General features: G+C 56.5%; 17 protein-coding genes. 5 read left to right on the top strand and 12 right to left on the bottom strand.

Going from position 1 to position 19,581, the window contains the following annotated elements; translation table 11 throughout:
• Positions 1–34 precede the first annotated feature (34 nt).
• Both LG301_RS00680 and uvrA read right to left on the bottom strand, forming a co-directional pair.
• Positions 35–778, bottom strand: coding sequence for a Crp/Fnr family transcriptional regulator (locus LG301_RS00680; protein ID WP_404472562.1), 744 nt, complete (start codon positions 776–778; stop codon positions 35–37).
• A gap of 141 nt (positions 779–919) precedes the next feature.
• On the bottom strand, positions 920–3,769 hold the full coding sequence (uvrA, locus tag LG301_RS00685; protein WP_404472564.1) for an excinuclease ABC subunit UvrA: 2,850 nt from the start codon (positions 3,767–3,769) through the stop codon (positions 920–922).
• 170 nt (positions 3,770–3,939) lie between these two features.
• Here uvrA and LG301_RS00690 point away from each other — a divergent pair, with 170 nt between their 5' ends.
• The 4 genes from LG301_RS00690 (at position 3,940) to LG301_RS00705 (ending at position 7,758) form a co-directional block, all read left to right on the top strand.
• Complete coding sequence (locus tag LG301_RS00690; protein WP_404472566.1) at positions 3,940–5,319, top strand: MFS transporter; 1,380 nt, start codon at positions 3,940–3,942, stop codon at positions 5,317–5,319.
• 102 nt (positions 5,320–5,421) lie between these two features.
• Positions 5,422–6,090 (top strand): single-stranded DNA-binding protein, encoded by a 669-nt coding sequence (locus tag LG301_RS00695; protein ID WP_404472567.1) that lies wholly within the window; start codon positions 5,422–5,424, stop codon positions 6,088–6,090.
• Between the two features lie 46 nt (positions 6,091–6,136).
• Positions 6,137–7,027, top strand: a complete 891-nt coding sequence (locus LG301_RS00700; protein WP_404472569.1) for a sugar nucleotide-binding protein — start codon at positions 6,137–6,139, stop codon at positions 7,025–7,027.
• Positions 7,024–7,758, top strand: a complete 735-nt coding sequence (locus LG301_RS00705) for a lysophospholipid acyltransferase family protein (RefSeq protein ID WP_404472571.1) — start codon at positions 7,024–7,026, stop codon at positions 7,756–7,758. The genes LG301_RS00700 and LG301_RS00705 overlap by 4 nt, the downstream gene beginning before the upstream one ends.
• Before the next feature lie 82 nt (positions 7,759–7,840).
• Here the strand turns inward: LG301_RS00705 and fabB are convergent, their stop codons facing one another.
• Positions 7,841–9,058 carry a beta-ketoacyl-ACP synthase I gene (gene fabB, locus LG301_RS00710; protein ID WP_404472573.1) on the bottom strand — a complete coding sequence of 406 codons (1,218 nt, stop codon included), beginning with the start codon at positions 9,056–9,058 and terminating at the stop codon, positions 7,841–7,843.
• A gap of 12 nt (positions 9,059–9,070) precedes the next feature.
• Positions 9,071–9,586 carry a 3-hydroxyacyl-[acyl-carrier-protein] dehydratase FabA gene (fabA, locus tag LG301_RS00715; RefSeq protein WP_009097700.1) on the bottom strand — a complete coding sequence of 172 codons (516 nt, stop codon included), beginning with the start codon at positions 9,584–9,586 and terminating at the stop codon, positions 9,071–9,073.
• A 275-nt stretch (positions 9,587–9,861) separates the two neighbouring features.
• On the opposite strand from fabA, the gene LG301_RS00720 reads away from it, so the two are divergent.
• On the top strand, positions 9,862–11,700 hold the full coding sequence (locus tag LG301_RS00720; protein WP_404472575.1) for a putative bifunctional diguanylate cyclase/phosphodiesterase: 1,839 nt from the start codon (positions 9,862–9,864) through the stop codon (positions 11,698–11,700).
• A gap of 29 nt (positions 11,701–11,729) precedes the next feature.
• Here LG301_RS00720 and LG301_RS00725 read toward each other — a convergent pair whose 3' ends face one another.
• The 8 genes from LG301_RS00725 to LG301_RS00760 form a co-directional block, all read right to left on the bottom strand.
• Entirely contained in the window at positions 11,730–12,251 is a 522-nt protein-coding gene (locus tag LG301_RS00725; RefSeq protein ID WP_404472577.1) for a DUF2878 domain-containing protein, read from the bottom strand.
• Entirely contained in the window at positions 12,252–13,520 is a 1,269-nt protein-coding gene (locus LG301_RS00730) for a class I SAM-dependent methyltransferase (protein ID WP_404472579.1), read from the bottom strand. It abuts the gene before it with no gap.
• Positions 13,517–14,281 carry a DUF1365 domain-containing protein gene (locus LG301_RS00735; protein WP_404472581.1) on the bottom strand — a complete coding sequence of 255 codons (765 nt, stop codon included), beginning with the start codon at positions 14,279–14,281 and terminating at the stop codon, positions 13,517–13,519. Before LG301_RS00735 ends, LG301_RS00730 begins: the two co-directional genes overlap by 4 nt.
• A complete protein-coding gene (locus LG301_RS00740) occupies positions 14,278–15,630 on the bottom strand; it encodes an NAD(P)/FAD-dependent oxidoreductase (protein ID WP_404472583.1) in 1,353 nt (450 codons plus the stop codon). Before LG301_RS00740 ends, LG301_RS00735 begins: the two co-directional genes overlap by 4 nt.
• Positions 15,627–16,412 carry an SDR family NAD(P)-dependent oxidoreductase gene (locus LG301_RS00745; RefSeq protein ID WP_404472585.1) on the bottom strand — a complete coding sequence of 262 codons (786 nt, stop codon included), beginning with the start codon at positions 16,410–16,412 and terminating at the stop codon, positions 15,627–15,629. The genes LG301_RS00740 and LG301_RS00745 overlap by 4 nt, the downstream gene beginning before the upstream one ends.
• A gap of 64 nt (positions 16,413–16,476) precedes the next feature.
• Entirely contained in the window at positions 16,477–16,908 is a 432-nt protein-coding gene (locus LG301_RS00750) for a nuclear transport factor 2 family protein (RefSeq protein WP_404472587.1), read from the bottom strand.
• A gap of 49 nt (positions 16,909–16,957) precedes the next feature.
• Entirely contained in the window at positions 16,958–18,370 is a 1,413-nt protein-coding gene (phrB, locus tag LG301_RS00755) for a deoxyribodipyrimidine photo-lyase (protein WP_404472589.1), read from the bottom strand.
• Between the two features lie 120 nt (positions 18,371–18,490).
• Positions 18,491–19,411: a MerR family transcriptional regulator gene (locus LG301_RS00760; protein WP_404472591.1), complete on the bottom strand. Its 921-nt coding sequence runs from the start codon at positions 19,409–19,411 to the stop codon at positions 18,491–18,493.
• Positions 19,412–19,581 lie beyond the last annotated feature (170 nt).

Raw genomic sequence — 19,581 nt, forward strand, 5'->3', positions numbered from 1 at the left:
TAACAAGCCGCGTGCCTTAGGCTCGCGGCTTTTTTTATACGGACTGCCCAATTAGAGGCCTTACGCTATCGGTAAGGTAACAGTCGTCAAACTCGCCTTCTGTGGCCAGGGCATCCAGGTCAGGAATGGTGACATGGTGGCGATCACGAAATACGAGCCCCTCCTCATTGAGCGCGCTAAACGTACGGCTAACATGCACAGGGCTTAGCCCCAAAATATCGGCGAGCTGCTCTTGTGAGAGGGGTAAACGGAACTGGCCGCCAATATCGCGGTTGGTTTGGCGCAGACGAAGGTACATTTCGTGAAGGAAATGCGCCATTTTCTGCTTTGCAGTGCGTCTTGCTATATTGACGAGGCGTTCGGTCAACAGCGCCTGTTGGCGGCTGCTGATGGCGAAGAGCACCGAGGTCAAAGTCAGCGATTGGCGAAATATTTCCAGCATGCGCCTGTGGGGGAAGTGGCATATGACACCATCCGTCATCATACGGACGCTGTCTAACCGCTGCGAAAAAGCAAATTCGCGCAGGCCAATAATATCGCCGGGCAGAAAGACTTCTAATATCTGCCGGTCGCCGTTTTCAAGATGGCGAAAGGAGTACGCCCAACCGCTCCTGATCGTGCAGAACTCGTCTGCCGAAGCACCTGCTTCCCACAGTAAGGCACCCGCCTTGATGTCGGTTGGGCTCTGCTCTAGGGAGTCCAGTAACTGTTTTTCCTCTTCGGTCAGTGAGCAGTAGTGACTAAAGTGGCGAATAATACAGCTTTTATCCTCTTCCACAGCTTACGTTCTCCTCAGGCGTTAACAGTCCTTATTACGTCTTATGCTCAATAATATAAACACAGCGCGCCAATGTTGCTCGCTCTTTTAGGTGTCCTAAAAATTAGTAGGGCAGGCGTCAGCCTGCCCGAGCGCTGTGGTTTAGGCGCCTTTGGCGGCGCGGCTTCGGCGGGCCAGTAGCGGGGCGAGGAAGCGTCCGGTGTGAGAAACCTCCTGCTTGGCAATCTGCTCTGGTGTGCCTTCGGCAATAATTCGCCCGCCACCAGAGCCCCCTTCCGGCCCAAGGTCAATAAGCCAGTCCGCAGTTTTGATAACGTCTAAATTGTGCTCAATCACGACAATGGTATTGCCGTGATCGCGCAGTCGGTGGAGCACCGTTAGCAGTTGACGAATATCCTCAAAGTGCAGGCCGGTGGTAGGTTCATCCAAGATGTACAGCGTTTTGCCGGTATCACGCTTAGCAAGCTCGCGGGCCAGTTTCACCCGCTGCGCTTCACCGCCAGATAGGGTGGTAGCGCTTTGCCCCAAGCGAATATAGGAAAGACCTACATCCAGAAGGGTTTGCAAGCGGCGGGCAATAGCGGGCACCGGGCTGAAAAATTCCAGCGCATCTTCCACCGTCATCTCCAGCACTTCATGGATGGTTTTGCCCTTATAGTGAATGTCCAGCGTTTCGCGGTTGTAGCGCTTGCCTTTACACACATCGCAAGGCACGTAAATGTCCGGTAGAAAGTGCATCTCGACCTTGATCATGCCTTCGCCCTGGCAGGCTTCGCAGCGCCCCCCCTTGACGTTAAAGCTGAAACGGCCCGGCTTATAGCCCCGTGAGCGCGCTTCCTGAGTACCGGCAAATAATTCGCGGATAGGGGTGAAAATACCGGTGTACGTCGCGGGATTGGAGCGCGGTGTACGTCCAATCGGACTTTGATCAATATCGATCACTTTATCCAGCTGATCCAGTCCCTCTATTTTTTCGTAAGGCGCGGCGGTCAGCGTGGTTGCGCGGTTTAATTCCCTCGCCGCAATCGGCATCAGCGTGCCGTTAATCAGGGTAGATTTACCCGAGCCGGAAACGCCCGTAATCGCGATAAACAGTCCCAGCGGGAGGCTCAACGTGACGTTTTGCAAGTTATTGCCCGTGGCGCCTCGCAGTATCAGCTGCTTTTCTGGGTTGCCAGGAATACGGTAGGGCGGTACCGCGATTTCCCGAGTGCCCGACAGGTACTGGCCGGTGAGCGAGTTGGGGTTATCCATCACATCTTGGGGCGTGCCCTGGGCGACGATTTCACCGCCGTGAACGCCCGCGCCAGGGCCAATGTCCAGCACGTGGTCTGCAGCGCGAATGGCGTCTTCGTCGTGCTCCACAACGATGACCGTATTGCCTAGATCACGCAGCCGCTCCAGGGTTTTCAACAGGCGGTCGTTATCCCGCTGGTGAAGACCAATAGAAGGCTCGTCAAGAATGTACATCACGCCCACTAGCCCCGCGCCGATTTGGCTGGCCAATCGAATCCGCTGGGCCTCGCCGCCGGAGAGTGTGTCGGCGCTGCGTTCAAGGTTCAGATAATCAAGCCCCACGTTGACCAAGAACTCTAAGCGGGCATGGATTTCACTAATGATTTTATCGGCAATTTCGCCTTTGCGGCCCGGTAGGCTCAGGTCTGCAAAGTAGCGCCACGCTTCGCCAATGGGCAGGCGCACGATATAGGCGATATTGTGGTCATCCACATAGACGTGGCGAGACTCTTTGCGTAGCCGTGAGCCGCTGCAGGTAGCACAGGGCTGCACGGCGATATACTTGGCGAGGTCGTCGCGGACCATGTTGGACTCGGTTTCCCGGTAGCGCCGCTGCATATTAGGCAGCACGCCTTCAAAGGCGTGTTCGCGCGTCACTTTGCGACCACGATCACCGACGTACACAAACGGAATTTGCTCGCTGCCGCTGCCGTTAAGAATGATCTCACGCTCGTGGCGGGCAAGCTCACTCCAGGGCGTTTCCAGCTCAAACCGGTAGTGCTTGGCCAGCGCCTGTAGCTGAGTAAAATAGTAAATGTTGCGCCGATCCCAGCCTTTAATCACCCCCTCCGCCAGAGAGAGCTCCGGGTGGCTGATGAGCTTGTCAGGATCGAAGTACTGCTCAACCCCTAAACCGTCGCAGGTAGGGCAGGCTCCGGCTGGGTTGTTGAAGGAGAACATGCGCGGCTCAAGCTCAGAGAGCGAGTAGCCGCACACCGGGCAGGCAAAGCGCGACGAGAAGGCGAGGTCTTCCTGCTCGCCATCCATAAAGTGGATCATTGCCGTGCCGTCGGCCAGGTTCAGCGCGGTCTCAAACGACTCCGCCAGGCGCTGGGCGATATCGTCACGCACTTTAAAGCGATCCACCACCACGCTGATATCGTGCTTTTTGCGCTTATCCAGCGGCGCGATATCGTCTAACTCCAGCACCTGGCCGTCGATTTGCACCCGCACAAAACCCTGGGCACGCAGTTCGGCGAGTAGCTGCAGATGCTCGCCTTTGCGTCCCTTCACCACCGGTGCCAGCAGCATTAGCTTGGTACCCTCGGCGAGGTTCATCACCTGGTCCACCATTTGCGAAATGGTTTGGGCTTCCAGGTCTTCGCCATGCTCAGGGCAGCGAGGTGTGCCAGCGCGGGCAAATAGTAAGCGTAGGTAATCGTAAATTTCGGTGATCGTACCGACCGTCGAACGGGGGTTGTGCGAGGTGGACTTCTGCTCGATGGAGATCGCCGGAGAGAGGCCTTCAATGTGATCTACATCGGGCTTCTCCATCATTGAGAGGAACTGGCGCGCGTAGGTAGAGAGCGATTCCACATAGCGGCGCTGCCCCTCGGCATAGAGCGTATCAAACGCCAGCGATGACTTGCCGGAACCGGAGAGTCCGGTAATGACAATCAGTTTGTCACGGGGCAGCTCCACATCGATCTGCTTGAGGTTGTGGGTGCGGGCACCCCTGACCAGAATGCTGTCCATCAACACCTCGAATCGCATGGCAAAAGCGTAATTATACGTTTCCTGTACCCCTCCCGGCAAAACTGCTTGCAGCGAAACGGCGGCACTGGGCGTTTCCAGCCTGAGTACAAAGCGCTAGAATGGGCGGTTATCTTAGGCCGTTCGGCCCATCCACCATACACAAGGGCATTATGCGCAAGGTTTCTGCACTGCTGATGGCCACTGAACGCCGTGCAATCAGCGGCTTGGCTGGCCTCTATGCGTCTCGTATGTTGGGGCTTTTCATGGTGTTGCCAGTGTTGGCGCTGTATGGCGATACGCTTGCAGGGTCGACACCGCTATTAATTGGCGTGGCGTTGGGAATGTATGGGCTGACCCAGGCGGCGCTGCAAATACCGTTTGGCCTGCTTTCCGACCGCATAGGGCGTAAGCGTGTCATTGCCATGGGGCTGGTCATTTTTGCGCTAGGTAGCGTTGTGGCGGCCATGGCAGACACTATTTGGGGCGTTATTTTAGGCCGGGCGCTACAGGGTAGCGGGGCCGTCGCCGCAGCAATTATGGCGCTTCTCGCGGATCAAACGCGGGAGCACGTGCGCACCGTGGCAATGGCTACGATCGGGTTATCGATTGGTGTGTCGTTTGCGATTGCCATGGTACTAGGCCCGTGGCTAGCGGCTTGGGCAGGTTTGTCGGCGGTGTTTTGGTTTACCGCCCTGCTCACCTTAGTGAGCTTGTTCGTGCTTTGGCGCTGGGTGCCACCCGCGCCGCGCCGTTTGCGTCACCGCGATGTCGGGCTGGATCGTCAGCAGTTGAAGTGTGTCATTACCCGTCCTGACCTATGGCGCTTAGATTTTTCCATCTTTGCTCTGCATCTGGTCCTGATGGCCATTTTTGTGGCGATTCCGTTTCGGCTACTCAATGCGGGGGTTGCGGTTGAGTACCATGGGTTGGCCTACTTGGTGGTCATGGCGCTCTCTTTTGTCGCCATGGTGCCGCTGGTGATTGTGGCTGAAAAGCGCTATCGGATGAAGATGATGTGCTTGCTTGCTATCGGCGCTATCGGGGTTAGCTTAGGAAGCTTAGGGCTGCCGCTCTCTCAAGGACACTGGCTATTCGTATGGCTGTTTGTGTTCTTTACTGGGTTTAATCTGCTGGAAGCGACGTTGCCTTCAATGCTCAGTAAGCTAGCCCCGGCTGGTGCGAAAGGCACCGCCATGGGCGTGTACTCCACTAGCCAGTTTTTAGGTGCGTTCCTGGGGGGCACCCTTGGAGGAGTGCTAGCGCATAACTGGGGTCTGAATGCGGTATTTATCGGCTGCGCGTGCTTGGCACTGGTATGGTGGCTGGCCATGCTGCGTATGCCATCGCCGCCGCCACTATCCAGCGAGGTCGTTGCGCTACACGATACGCAACCCGATACGTTAGATCTCTTAATGGAGCATCTAGCGGACGTTGTAGGGGTTGAGGACGTGATGGTAGTGCCCGAAGAGCGCCTTATGTACTTAAAAGTGAATCGTCAGCAGCTTGACCGGGCGGCTTTAACTAAGTTGATTTCGCCGCCCAATACTTAACCCTGCTAAGCTGCTCAGCAGGGGGCAGCCTGCAGTGAGGCCGATGATCCTGATATATCGTCGGCTCATTATTTTTATGATCGATTATTAAAGGAGCGAGCTATGGCGCGCGGCATTAACAAAGTCATTTTAATTGGCAATCTCGGGCAAGACCCGGAAGTACGGTTTACGCCTTCAGGTACCGCCGTTGCTAACTTGAACCTTGCGACCTCCGATACGTGGATGGATCGTCAGAGCGGCCAGCGACAAGAGCGCACCGAGTGGCACCGTATTGTACTGTTCAATAAAACCGCCGAGATTGCCCAGCAGTATTTGAAAAAAGGCTCCAAGGTTTACATTGAGGGACGCCTGCAAACCCGCAAGTGGCAAGACCAGAATGGTCAAGATCGCTACAGTACTGAAATTGTTGCCAATGACATGCAGATGCTGGATGGCCGCAGCGGTGATTTCCAGGGCGGCGGCGCACCGCAGGGGAATTACGCTCAAGGTAATACTGCCCAGAATAACTATGCTCAGGGCAATACCGCACCGGCGGGTCAGCCGCAAAATGCTCCTGGTCAAAACGGCTACGGGCAAAACAACCCAGGGCAGGTTCCGCCGGCTCAAAATGCACCCCAGCAGCCGGGTGGCTACCCACAGCAAGGCGGCGCCCAGCGTGGGCCACAGCCTGCTCCGCAGCAACATCAGCCTGCGCCCGGCAATCAAAACAGCAACTACGGCGCGCCGGACCCGGGTAACTTCGACGATTTTGATGACGAAATCCCGTTCTGAGCTGGTAAGCACTAGCATGTTCCTGGGTTGAGGGAGAGAGTCTGCCGTGAAGCTGCTGATATTAGATGCCGGGCACTGCCTAAGCTTGGCACTCGCCCGTGAGGCGAGTCGCCGCACCGACGCGGAGCTTGTTATTGAACAAGGTATGACCGTAACGGCGGAACAATTACAGGCAACCGCTCCAGACGCGGTCATTATTCCCCCGCTGGCGCATCCTCTTAGTATGACGCCGGCGGCGGTTAAGGCGCATGCGGATGCGGTCGATGTTTGTCTCGCAGCCTGCCAAGCCCAGGAAGTGGCCCTCGTATGGTGTGTCTCCGACCAGCTTTACGAAGACGGTTTTGATGTGCCGATTGATGAGCACGTGGTGCCCGCACCTCGGGATGAGTGCTTGCGGCGTTTAGTAGAGACTGGCGACCGTATTCGGGCCCAGTACCATCGCCATTTGATTGTGCGATTAGGGCCGTTGTTTGCTCTTGAGGGCAGTCTCGCGTGGCTAAGTGAAATTATCGATAGCCTGATTGTGGGGCAGGATGTCCGCGCGGCGGAGGATGTTATCTTCTGCCCTACCTCTGCGGATGCGGTCGCCATGGCCTTAATCGGCATGTTGCAGCAGCAGGTCTGCGGTGCGGAAGCCTGGGGGGCGTATCACTTGGCGGGTACTGAGCCGGTCAGCGCCTTCACATTTACCTCCATGGTGCGAACGCAGCTGGCCACCCATTTGGAAGGGCGGGGTGAGTCGATTAGCCTCGGCAATGTACAGGCGTTAAATCACCACCATGATGCCAAGTTGCGCCGGGTTTTAAACTGCCGCCGAGTCTTGGAGGTGTTCGGAGTGCATCAAAAGCCGTGGCGGCTTGAAGTAGGCCGCATGCTGGATGCGTGGTGTTTGACCCGTGATAGCCAAAGTGGCGCTGAAACAGGAGAGACGGCTTGATCAGTGTGGTTCGCAGCCTTTTGTTTTACCTGGGGTATTTCTCGGCCATGCTGGTGATTGGGGTGCTTTTTTTGCCGATAGCCCCTTTCCTGCCGCTTGCCGCCCGCTACCGCTTGCTCAACCTTTATAACTATTTTTTGATGGTGTGGTTCAAAATCGCTTGCGGCGTGCGCTACGACATCCAGGGGCGTGAGAACATTCCTGAGGGGCCCTGTGTTATCCAGGCCAACCACCAGTGCGAGTGGGAGACGGTGTTCTTGCAGGTCATGAAACCGCCGGTATGCACGGTGCTGAAGCAAGAGCTACTGAAAATACCGGTGTTTGGTTGGGGGTTAAGGCTGCTGCGGCCCATTAGCTTAGATCGCTCAAAGCCCGCCCGCGCCATGAAACAGGTGCTAACCCAAGGCGTCGCACGTCTCGGTACCGGGCTTTCAGTGCTGATTTTTCCAGAAGGCACCCGCGTTGATCCTGGCGTTCGCAAGCGCTACAACAAAAGCGGTAGTGTGGTGGCGTGCCGCGCAGGGGTGCCGGTACTGCCGGTGGCGCATAATGCGGGTGAGCGCTGGCCCGGACGGCATTGGGTAAAGCAGCCTGGGGTATTGCGAGTGCGTATAGGTAGGCCGATTGAAACCGCAGGACGCACCTCTGATGAGGTACTAGTAGATGTAGAAGCGTGGATAGAAGGGCAGCTGCAGGAGATTTCCGACGTGCCAAGGCCCACTACTCGCTAAGTCATCTCGCTATTTTCACTTAATAAAAACAGTAACGGCGCCATCAGGCGCCGTTACTGTTTCTTTCCGCGTTGTGCTTCGATCAATCGCTAAAGCGCTGGAAAACCAAACACGCGTTGGTGCCGCCAAAGCCAAAGCTGTTGGAAAGCACACGCTCAATGGTGACATCATCACGGCGTTGGGTAACGATATCAAAGCCATCAGCCTGTTCATCAAGCTGCTCAATATTGGCAGAGGCGGCAACGAAACGTTGCTGCATCATCAAGAGCGAGTAGATCGCTTCCTGAACGCCGGTCGCCCCTAGTGAGTGCCCGGTGAGCGATTTGGTTGAGCTCATGGCGGGGGTTGAATTACCAAACACCTCGCGGATGGCTTTGAGCTCGGCGACATCGCCAACCGGCGTTGAGGTGCCGTGGGTATTGATGTAATCAATATCCCCCGATACGGTTGCCATCGCTTGGCGCATACAGCGCATCGCGCCTTCGCCGGATGGTGCCACCATGTCATGGCCATCGGAAGTTGCGCCGTAGCCTACGAGTTCGCCGTAAATTTTGGCGCCCCGCGCTTTCGCGTGCTCTAACTCTTCAAGCACCAGCATGCCGCCGCCACCTGCAATGACGAAGCCATCGCGCGCCTGGTCGTAAGGGCGGGAAGCCTTCTCAGGGGTGTCGTTGTACTGCGTCGAAAGAGCACCCATCGCGTCGAATAGGCAGGAGAGTGTCCAGTGCTCTTCTTCACCACCGCCGGCAAACACGACATCCTGCTTGCCCAGCTGGATTTGCTCCATGGCGCTGCCGATACAGTGGGCAGAGGTCGCACAGGCGGAGGAGATCGAGTAATTAACTCCCTTAATTTTAAACGGCGTTGCCAAGCAAGCGGATACCGTGCTGCCCATAGTGCGGGTAACGCGGTATGGCCCTACCCGGCGCAAGCCTTTTTCGCGCATAACATCAGCGGCTTCCACTTGGTTGGCGCTAGAAGCGCCGCCAGACCCGGCAATAAGCCCGGTCCGTTCGTTGGAGACCTGCTCTTCTGTTAGGCCTGCGTCTTCGATGGCTTGGGCCATGGAAACGTAAGCATACGCCGCAGCGTCGCCCATAAAACGGCGCAGCTTGCGATCAATAAGGGCATCAAGGTCGATATCAACGCTGCCCGCTAAATGGCTACGAAAGCCGCGTTCGGCGTACTCTTCCTTAAAACGAATACCGCTGCGCCCGTTTTTGAGCGCGTCTAAGACCTGTTGTTGATCGTTGCCTAAACACGACACGATGCCAAGGCCGGTGACTACCACTCGTCGCATGGGAGCCTCCTGTTAGAAATTCGCAGTGGAGGTGAATAGGCCAACGCGTAGATCATTAGCCTGGTAAATATCGCGGCCGTCGACGGACACAGTGCCGTCGGCGATGCCTAGAATAAGCCGACGGGTAATAATGCGCTTCACATTAATGTGATACGTCACTTTTTTCGCGTCGGGTAGGATTTGGCCGCTGAATTTAACATCGCCGCAGCCCAGTGCCCGGCCACGGCCGGGGTGGCCAAGCCAGCCAAGGTAGAAGCCCACGAGTTGCCACATAGCGTCTAGCCCTAAACAGCCAGGCATTACCGGGTCACCTGGGAAGTGGCAATCAAAGAACCACAGGTCAGGGGTGATATCCAGCTCCGCAATCAGCTCCCCTTTGCCGTGCTCACCGCCCTCTTTGTGGATGTGTGAGATACGGTCAAGCATGAGCATGTTAGGGGCCGGAAGCTGTGCATTTCCGGGGCCAAATAGCTCGCCCCGCGAGCAAGCCAGCAGTTCTTCGCGATCAAAAGAGTGTTGCTTGGTCACTGAATCGTTCCGAGTATTAAAATGGTGGTTGAGCCTAGTCTACTTCTCGAAACCGCTGAATGCACGTCGTAGGCGACTTATCGTCTATTTCTACAGCTTTTTGTTTAGCGGCCGATAAACCATAACAAGGTGTTTTATTTCATAATTAGCGAATTTGCACAATAAACGTCCTGTTGACGTAATATGTAGCACGCAGGTTTTTTGATTGAGCAGCAAGGTGAGCGTGCCTGCTTCTCACCTCTATTTTGCTCATTTATAGGACACGATAACTTTACATGTGGCTGCCTGTTTCTCTTAATCGACCGCTGATGTGGATGGCGCTGATGGCCCTGCCCGCCTGCGTATGGATCCCCGATGCTGCGCTGCGTATTGTCGCGGCCAGTTTAGTGGCATTGGGTTTATGGGATGCTTGGCGCCAAGTGCGTCAGCAACGGTTGCGCCTGCGCCTTACCGAAGATGCCATGGGGCTGGCCAACGATGCCATGGTGATCAGCGACGTAGAGAACCGTGTGCTCGCTGTGAACCCCGCGTTTACCGATATTACCGGTTACGACAGCCAGGAAATGATTGGCCGTAAGCTAGAAACGCTCGCTGCGCCGCGCCACGATAAAGCGTTTTATCAAAGCTTTTGGAGCACTTTAAAAGCCACGGGCCGCTGGGAAGGCGAAATGTGGAACCGCCGTAAACACGGCGACGAGTATCCTGAGTGGTTGAAAGTAAGAGCCATTACGGATAAACGCGGCAATATCACCCATTTTATCAGCCTGTTTACCGATATTTCGGCACAAAAAGCCCGTGAACACGATTTGCGGCGCATCGGTTATGAAGACCCGCTGACGGGGCTGCCCAACCGGCGTCGCTTACATGACTTGATGTCGTCGCGACTGCGTGGTTTGCGTGCTGGCGAGAGTTTAGACATGGTGCTTATCGATATCGATGGGCTTAAATCAATCAACGATAGCCTAGGCGTTGAACAGGGCGACCGTCTGCTGGCGCGTTTTGGCCAGCGGCTGGCGAGCTATATGGCGGGAAGCGTTGTCGGCAGGCTAGGCGGCGATGAGTTCATGGTTATTCGCACAACGACCTTTGACGATCACGATAAGTGGGTCGCTAACTTGCGGGATCATATGTGCCGCCCGTTTGAAATTAACGAACAGTCGCTGCGTTTGGGGCTAACGTTTGGTACGTGCCGAGCGCCTGAGGATGGTCGTGATTCGGCTGTGCTTTTTCAGCGCTTAGAGTCCGCGCTCTACAGCGCTAAACGGCTAGGCCGCAATAATAGCCAGCGGTTTCGCCCAGCGCTGGATAAGCAGGATAATCCTCAGCTCGCGTTGGTTAGCGATTTGCGGGCGGCGCTGGTATCAGGTGACCAGCTGGAGCTGCACTATCAAACCCAGCACGACCCTGGTAGTGGCGAGTTAGTTGGGATGGAAGCGCTGCTGCGTTGGCGCCACCCTAGCGATGGCATGATATCGCCAGGAGATTTTATTCCTCTTGCCGAGCGCCACGGCCTGATGGCCGAGCTGGGCAGTTGGGTAATTGAAAAAGCGTGTGCCCAACAGGCTCACTGGCAAAACAGCGGCATGCCGAAAATTACCGTATGGATCAATATTTCGGCGCTTCAGCTCTTCCAAGGTGACCTGGAAACACAGCTGGCGACCTGCTTGGAGCGCTACCGGCTTAAGCCTGAGCAAATTGGCTTGGAACTGACCGAATCGGTACTGCTGGACGAGCGTGCCGGAGATATGGGGCCACGACTACAAACCTTACGCGAATTGGGCTATGCCATTGCGATTGATGATTTTGGCACCGGCTATTCATCGCTTGGCTACTTAAAGCGTTTACCGGTGGATAAAATTAAGCTGGATCGCGCGTTTATTCGCGAACTACCCAACGACCGGGCCGATGCAGCGATTGTAACGGCGGTGCTGGCGATGGCGGCGGGTATGGGGCTTGAGGTAGTGGCTGAAGGTGTGGAAACCAAAGAGCAGTGCGAGTTTTTGGTTAATGCGGGCTGTAAAGAGGTGCAGGGGTTCTATTTTGCACGACCTTTACCTGCCAGCGAATTAGAGCAGCGCTGGGCGTCGTTGCCGCAAGCGGTTGGGGCCAATTAAAACCAGCGTTAACTCAACGGCTAGAAAACCTAGCGGCTAGAAAAATTGGGCGTTACTGTGCGGGCCGCGTAGTGGCTAATTCCTAAACATAGCAGCGCCCAAATGGCTGCCTGAGTAGGAAGTAGCCACGGCGCTAAGCTGACGTTGGCAATGGCGGCGCCACCTAGGTAAGAGAGCGGGCCACTAATAGCGCCGCAGAGAGCCGCTACCCAGCGATAGCGCCATAGCCAGGCAAGCGAGTGGAACACGAGCGTGGCAAACAGCGGCCACAGCATCCACAGCCACAGCGGTAACAAGCCCGCCACTAGCGCATGCTCGCCAAAATCAAACCCTCCGGCTAAGTGTAAGCCGCCATCAATGGCTAGCCCAAGCAGTGCAAACACCCCAATAAAGCGCCATTCACCGGGGTGGGCACAGCGCCAAAAATGCCAGCCAAGCAGGGCAATACCCGTCGCGGCGGCTACCCACGAGCCACCGATGACGCATAGAAGCCAGCCCGCCTCGAACCGCAGCGCGTTAAACAGTAGATGACGCCAGCCCTGTGCGGCCACTTATAGCGCCCCCATTAGCGGCACTGGCTTGGCGGCCGGCTTAGCTAACAGCAGGTGACAGGTACCAATGGAGCGCTCGATAAAGCCCCCTTCGCAGTAGCAAAGGTAGTAGCGCCACATGCGGATGAAACGCTCGTCGTAGCCCTGTTGGCGCACCTGCTCAAGGCTTGCCTCAAACCGATGGCGCCACTCGCGTAGGGTGCGGGCATAGTGCTGACCAATCTCGTCTAAGGCGACTACGTTAAGCGATGTTTTACGCGTAACGCTGGCAAGCATGGCGTGATGAGAGGGTAGAAAGCCGCCAGGGAAAATGTAGCGCTTGATGAAGTCCATCTCCCGCTTGGCTTCTTCAAAGCGTTGATCACGTATGGTGATCGCCTGAAGCATGGCTTGGCCATCATCGGTCAACAGGCTGTCGACCTTTTCCAGGTAGGTGTTGAGGTACTGGTGGCCGACGGCTTCGATCATTTCGACCGAAATGAGCCGGTCGAAACGTCCTTCTAATGCACGGTAATCCTGTTTCAAGAGCGTAATTTGCTCTTCCAAGCCCTCTTCTTTAACGCGTCGTGCGGTGTGGGCATACTGCTCTTCGGAAATTGTCGTTGTAGTGACCCGGCAACCGCGGGTTTTAGCCGCGTGGATGGCCAGCCCACCCCAGCCGGTGCCAATTTCCAACAGGTGATGCTCGGGCTGAACATCCAGCTTTTCGAGCATGATATCCAGCTTGTAAGTGGAGGCTTCTTCTAAGCTGGCTTCTGGATAGGGGAAAACGGCGCTGGAGTACATCCAGTGACGCTGGTCTAAAAACGTGGCGAACAGGTCGTTGCCAATATCGTAGTGCGCCGAAATATTGCGCTTAGAGCCGGTGACGCTATTGCGCTGAAAGCGGTAGGCAAACCCTAACAGCCAGCGTGCTATGCGCGCGCTGCCGTTTTCCATTTTGCCGTTCACTTGTTCCAAGTTGGCGGCAAACAGGCGTACCAGCGCGACGAGATCATCAGCATCCCAGTCGCCATCCATGTAGGACTCTGCAGCGCCCACGGTGCCGCCAAACGCAAGGCGTTTCCAGGCGCGGGAGTGGCGAATAACAACCGTCACCTGCAGTGGCCCTGCCTGGCCAAGATGGTGACACTGGTCGCCCTCGATCAGTGTGATGCGGCCTCCCTGGAAAGCATCCAACTGGGCCATTAAGCGTGGTTTGATCCAGCGAGTGATGCGATCTTGGCGAGCGGCTTTGCTCGTAGGGGGCGTGGTACGCAGGGTCGTCATTTTGAAGTCTCCTTGCGCTTGGGGTGGTTATAAACGGGGATGCGCTTAAGCCACAGGCGAAGCGCTTCAAAATGGATTCCCGCGACTGTTTTTAGGCTCATAAAGGGTTGCCGTGCCAGCGTCGTCATCAGCACTTTGCGGGTCGCTGGCGCGGCCTCTAAGGTGAGCGTGGCATCAAAGTGACGCTCGCTGTCTTGCCAGTTTTCCATATGCAGGTAGAGCGTTTCTCCTGGCGAGTTAAATTTCCAGTGGTAGGTCATCTCCATTGGATTAAAGGGCGAGACGTGCATAACTTTCTCGAAGCTTGCGTGGTGGCTATGGCGGGCGGTGTCGACGCGGCATGCGTAGCAGGTACGCTCTTTCCACGGCATGTTAGTCACTTCGCCGAGCACCGCCGAGAGCCTGCCCACATGGTCGTACGCGTAGTACATCGAAACAGGGTTAAAGACCGAACCAAATGTGCGCAGTTGAGTGAGCACGTAAATTTTGCCGTCGGGTGCGCTGCCTAGTTGGCGGATTAACTCTTCGCGAACGGCAGTGCGTAAGGGGCGATCCGTCGGCCCCAAATAATCTTCACGACGAAAACGCGCCAAGGCAGGCCCGCGTGCGCTGAAGCCGGGCACGTTATCAAACAGGGTGGGTAGCTCGTCTAAATCCAGCCATGCCATCCAAACCTGATAGCTAAAGGCGTGCGCTTTGGGGGTAAAGCGCCGGTGGCGCAGCGTGCCACGATAGATGCGCGAGCGGGGCGCGGTTATCATCCCAGCCCCTCCCCAACGCTGTTGTTGGGTACGAGTTCGTGGGCAGGCAGCGCAGAGGGCATGGTGGGCGGCTCGGCGGCTTCATCACAGCCCAGCGCTTGAGCCACACGCAGCGCGCTCCAAACGCCGTCTTCATGAAAGCCGTTGCGCCAGTAAGCACCGCAGAAGTGCGTACGGCGAGCTACCGACGAGATCTCATTATGACGAAGCTGGGCGGCCTGGCCCGCCAGAGTGAACTGTGGATGCGCATAGGTGTAGCGCCCTAATATTTTCTCGGGATTGATGCTTTCTGAATCATTTAGCGTTACGCAGAAGGTTGTCTCACTCTCCAAGCGCTGCAAAATATTCATATTGTAGGTGACCGAAACCCGCTCCTCCGCCCCTCGGCCATCTAGCCGGTAGTTCCAGCTTGCCCAGGCGCGCTGACGGCGTGGCAGCAGGGATGTGTCAGTGTGCAGCACCACCTCGTTATCCTGATATGGCATCGCGCCAAGAATATCGCGCTCAGCGGGGGTTGCGTCACCCAGCATCGCCAGCGCTTGGTCGGCGTGGCAGGCTAGCACGACCTGATCAAAACGCTCTGTCCCCTGAGCGGTCGTAATCATCACGCCGGTATCGCTACGGGTAACGTTGCTGACAGGCGTGTTGAGCCGGATGCGGGTCGCATAGGGGGCCGTCAAGTTGGGAATGTAGCGCTTGGAGCCGCCCACCAGGGTATACCACTGCGGGCGGTGATTGACTGATAGCAGCCCGTGATTGCGGAAAAAACGCACAAAAAAGGTTAAGGGAAAGGCGCGCAGATCACCAATACTTGCCGACCAGATCGCCGCTCCCATCGGTAGCAGATAACGGCGCTGAAACGCTTCGCCGTAGCCGTTTTGATCCAAATATTCGCCCAAGGTCATGTCGCTAGGCAGGCGCTGGCTCTCTAGGTCGGCGGTGGCCTGTTTGTTAAAGCGCAAAATATCCCTAAGCAGGCGATAAAAGGCGGGCCGCAAAAGATTGCGCCGCTGGGCAAATAGCGAGGCCAGCGTATGGCCGTTATATTCAAAATCGACATCCGTTTCATGAACGGAAAAGCTCATCTCGGTGGCCTGGCTGGGTACGCCGAGCGTTTCCAGCAGGCGCTGAAAGTGCGGGTACGTCCAGTCGTTGAAGACGATGAAGCCGGTGTCGATGGCATACGGGGTGCCGTTGACTTCAACGTCCATCGTGGCGGTATGGCCCCCTAAGCGGCTATCGGCTTCAAATAGCGTCACCTCGTGCTGAGAGGAGAGATACCAGCCTGCTGCCATGCCGCTAATGCCGCTGCCAATAATCGCAATACGCTGGGATGCTGTGCCACTCATTGTGCTTCCTCTTGACGGCGCGTCATACGTAAGCCGATGTGGCGCCGTAGTGCGGGCGGTAGAATGCCCAAAAATTTAACGATGTAAGTAAAGCGACGGGGGAAATGAATATCCAGACGCCCTTTAACAAGGCCTGTGATAATGGCGTCGGCGGCGTCTTCAGCAGAGACTTGCATGGGCATTGGGAAATCGTTGCGATCGGTCAGTGGCGTTTTGACGAAGCCAGGATGGATCAGGCTCACGTCGATCCCCTCCTGGTGAAGATCCAGGCGCAGCGACTCTAAAAAATAGCTCACCGCTGCTTTCGAGGCACCATAAGCCTCTGCTCGCGGCAGCGGCAGGTAGGCCGACGCGCTCGATGTCGCGGCCAAGCGGGCTGGCTTGCCCTCTTTGCGAGCGGCACGCAGCAGCGGAAGCGCGGCTTCGACGCCGTACAGGGTGCCAAACAGGTTCGGCGTGAAGACGCGCTCCACAAGCGCCATATCAAAGTGGCGTGCATCGAGGTATTCGCAGGTGCCTGCGTTGAACAGTGCAATGTCCAGCGCGCCCAGCCACTCGCGAATCTGTTCACCCGCGGCCAGCACTGCTTGATGATCGCTCACATCCAGCGGCAGTGGGTAGGCATTGGCATGACCATCGCACAGCGCGTTTAGGGCTTCTTCATTGCGGGCGCTGAGTATCACGGTGTGTCCCTGGGCGATTAGCTGCTTGGCTAGCGCCTCGCCAATGCCGGACGTCGCGCCGGTTAACCAGATGCGCTGGGGCGTTTTCCATGTGCTCATTCTGCTCTCCTATAGCGGCCTGTTAGCACGCAACGTGCGTGCTCATAAACGAGGTCACACTGTTTTAGCCAAGGCGTTGCTTTAACCAGCGTATAACACGACCCATCACCGGAAGGTGTTCATATAGCATGGCCCCCGCGTCGAAATAGTCGCGGTGGTGCGATACCCTGCCATCCTCTGCAAATGTTAAGGCGCTGCAGCCCTCAACACTTACCGGCTTGCCACGGGCTAAGCGTGGGTGCACAAACTCCATGGTCCAAGTCACAAACGCTTGATTTCCCTGTTGCTGCTGCGTGTGATAAGTGAAACAGCAGCGCTCAACGTTCTCGTACATGGCGGCGAAATAGCGTTCAAGCGCTTCGCGTCCTTCAATGTGGTGTAGCGGATCGTTGAAGACAATTTCCTCAGTATATACCTCGTATAGCTTTTCTGTACATGTTTTGTCTAGTTTATTGAAGAAGGCACAAAACTTCACCACCGCGGGCGGGTTAGACATGCAGGACTCCTTGTTGATGGCGTGGCAAAACCTGTCGCTCGTGTGGCTATTATTGGGAGAGTGCTTTGAAGGCATCCAGTGCGCGTTGGCGCGCCGCTTTGTGGTCAACGATCGGTGCTGGATAGTCAATAGGAGTGAGCATGTCCCGAGGCGGCGCATGGCGCGCTTTGGCAGGCAGGGTTTTCAGTTCGGGTAGCCACTGAACAAGAAATTCACCGTCTGGGTCAAAGCGCGTGGACTGGGTAGTCGGGTTGAAAATACGGAAATAAGGCGCCGCATCGGTACCCGTTGAGGCCGCCCACTGCCAGCCGCCGTTGTTAGCGCAAAACTCGCCATCGACCAAATGGCGCAGGAAAAAGGCTTCGCCGCGGCGCCAGTCAATCAGCAGATGCTTGCTTAAAAACATCGCCGTAATCATGCGCAGACGGTTATGCATCCAGCCGGTTGTAACGAGCTGGCGCATGGCGGCATCCACAATAGGGTAGCCGGTGCGGCCTTCGCACCAAGCGGCAAACCCGTCGTCGTCATCGCGCCACTGCAACTGTTGGGTATGCGCTTGAAACGGCTGGTAGCGGCACACCTGGGGAAAGCCTACCGCCACGTGCTGATAAAACTCGCGCCAAATCAGTTCGTTGACCCAGGTCGTCAGGCCAGCATCGCCATCGGCAAGATGCCCGCCGTTTTCGCTCATCACCGCTTGCAGGCACTGCCGGTAGGAGATCATTCCCAGCGCCAAGTAGGGGGATAGCTCGCTGGTGCCCCGCACTTTAGGGATGTCACGCTGATCTTTGTAGTGGCGTCCACGGAAGCGTAAAAAGCGCTCCAGGTTGTCGCTGGCGGCGTTTTCACCTGCGGGCCAGTGGCGGCCATCGAGCGGTTCGTCGTCGAGGGAGGGCAGTGACGGTAGCGGGTCACTTTTGATATCGAGCGGCGACTGCACTTTGGGTGTGTCGCGCAGGGCAAGCTGCTCTGCTGTTATCTGCTTGTGCCACGCTTTTGAAAAGGGCGTAAAGACGCCGTAGTAATCGCCTTTGCCGGTGAGGAGGCTGCCAGGAGCAAAGGCAATGGCGTCGTGATGGCCGTGGGCGGCGATGTCGGCCTGCTGGAACGCCTCTAGCACCGCCTGATCGCGGCGCTGCTCGTTGAGCGGGTACTCGTAATTAAAGTGCAGCTGCTTGACGCCATGGGCGCGGGCAATCTCAAGTAGTGCCTGTGGGGCCTCATCAAAATGATTAATGTCGCGGTGTAGGAGGGGGATGTTAAGCCCGTTAAGTGACGCTTTAATGGCCGCTACGCCGCGTGCCCAAAAGTCGATTTTATTTGCGCCGTGGCCGTGGGCTTGCCACTGGGCGACACTGCGTAAAAAAACCGCTATCACGGGCCCCTTGGATGCTGCCGCCGCGAGCGCTGAATTATCGTGAATGCGCAGATCGCTGCGCAACCATACTAGCTGTAAGTTCATGGCGACTCCTGCAAAGGGCTTAAAGTGTGCTAAAAAATTGGCCGCTGCCCTGACGGGAAAGCGGCCAACTCATTCTTACCGGTACTTCGTTAACAACACCTCAGAGCTACAAACACGCTGTTAAAGAGTGCCCGATTCACGTAGCAGTGGGCGAAGCCGCGCGATTGCCTGGGGTAGGTCATCGCCTAGCATATGCACAGGGCCATCGTTTAATTCGCCCTCTCTTAAACGTGCCACTTCGCCGCATACGCCAATGGGCACGTTCAGCGCGTGGGCCGCTTGAGGGAGTGCGTGACGGATATAGTCATCGCTTTCCCGCTGTCCGCTAGAGAGCAGCACCATGGACGAGTGGAGCCGCGCTACTGCCTGGGGAAGGTCGGCCAGCGCCAGGGCGTGGTCAAGCAACTGCACTCGATAGCCCTGCTCACTAGCCATCAGGGCGCACATCAATACCCATAAGGGGCCTGGGTCCTCGGGCATTGCGCTCAGCAAAATCAGCGGCCCGCGGGTGGCTTGGTTAGCGTAATAAAGCCGAATACCTACTTGGCTACGTAAAAAGGCTTCCAGCGTGCGGCGAACAAGGTCATCAGGTTGGGTTGCCCACTTTGCTTCTAAGGACAAAATAACCGGTTGCCACAGCTCATTAATAGCCACGCTAAGAGGGTAGAGAGCTAAGCTCTGATGATACATCGCCTCTAATTTGGGCAGGTCGACTGCTTCAATGACGGCTTGCAGCTGTTGGCGCTGACTAGCCCAGTCGCCTGCGGCTGGCGCGGGCGTCTCTATCGCTTCAGGCTGGTCAAGCAGGTCAACCACTTGGCTGACCGGCACGCCACGGTTGAGCCACTGCAAGATGCGCTCAATTCGCGCGATGTCGTCTTGAGCGTAGAGTCGGTGGCCTTTAGGGGTACGTTGGGGGCGAATTAATCCATAGCGTCTCTCCCAGGCACGTAGGGTGACCGAGTTCACACCCGTTAGACGGGAAACTTCCCGGATCGGATAGAGAGGGGTGTCGGGTGGGTGGGTCGCCTTATTGCTCATGGGCGCCATTGCCTCTTGGTTGCCTACAGCCGGTGCTGCAGGGGTCTGTCTGTAATTGCTATGACGAGGTTATAGCGTATTGCTACGGTGTCCTGGTCACAAAAACGGATAGCGCTTAATCGACTAGATAGGGACACGCTATTATATGCCTCTTTGTACAACTTGTAGCT

This window comes from Vreelandella venusta (assembly GCF_044809155.1).
Classification (GTDB): Bacteria; Pseudomonadota; Gammaproteobacteria; order Pseudomonadales; family Halomonadaceae; genus Vreelandella; species Vreelandella venusta_B.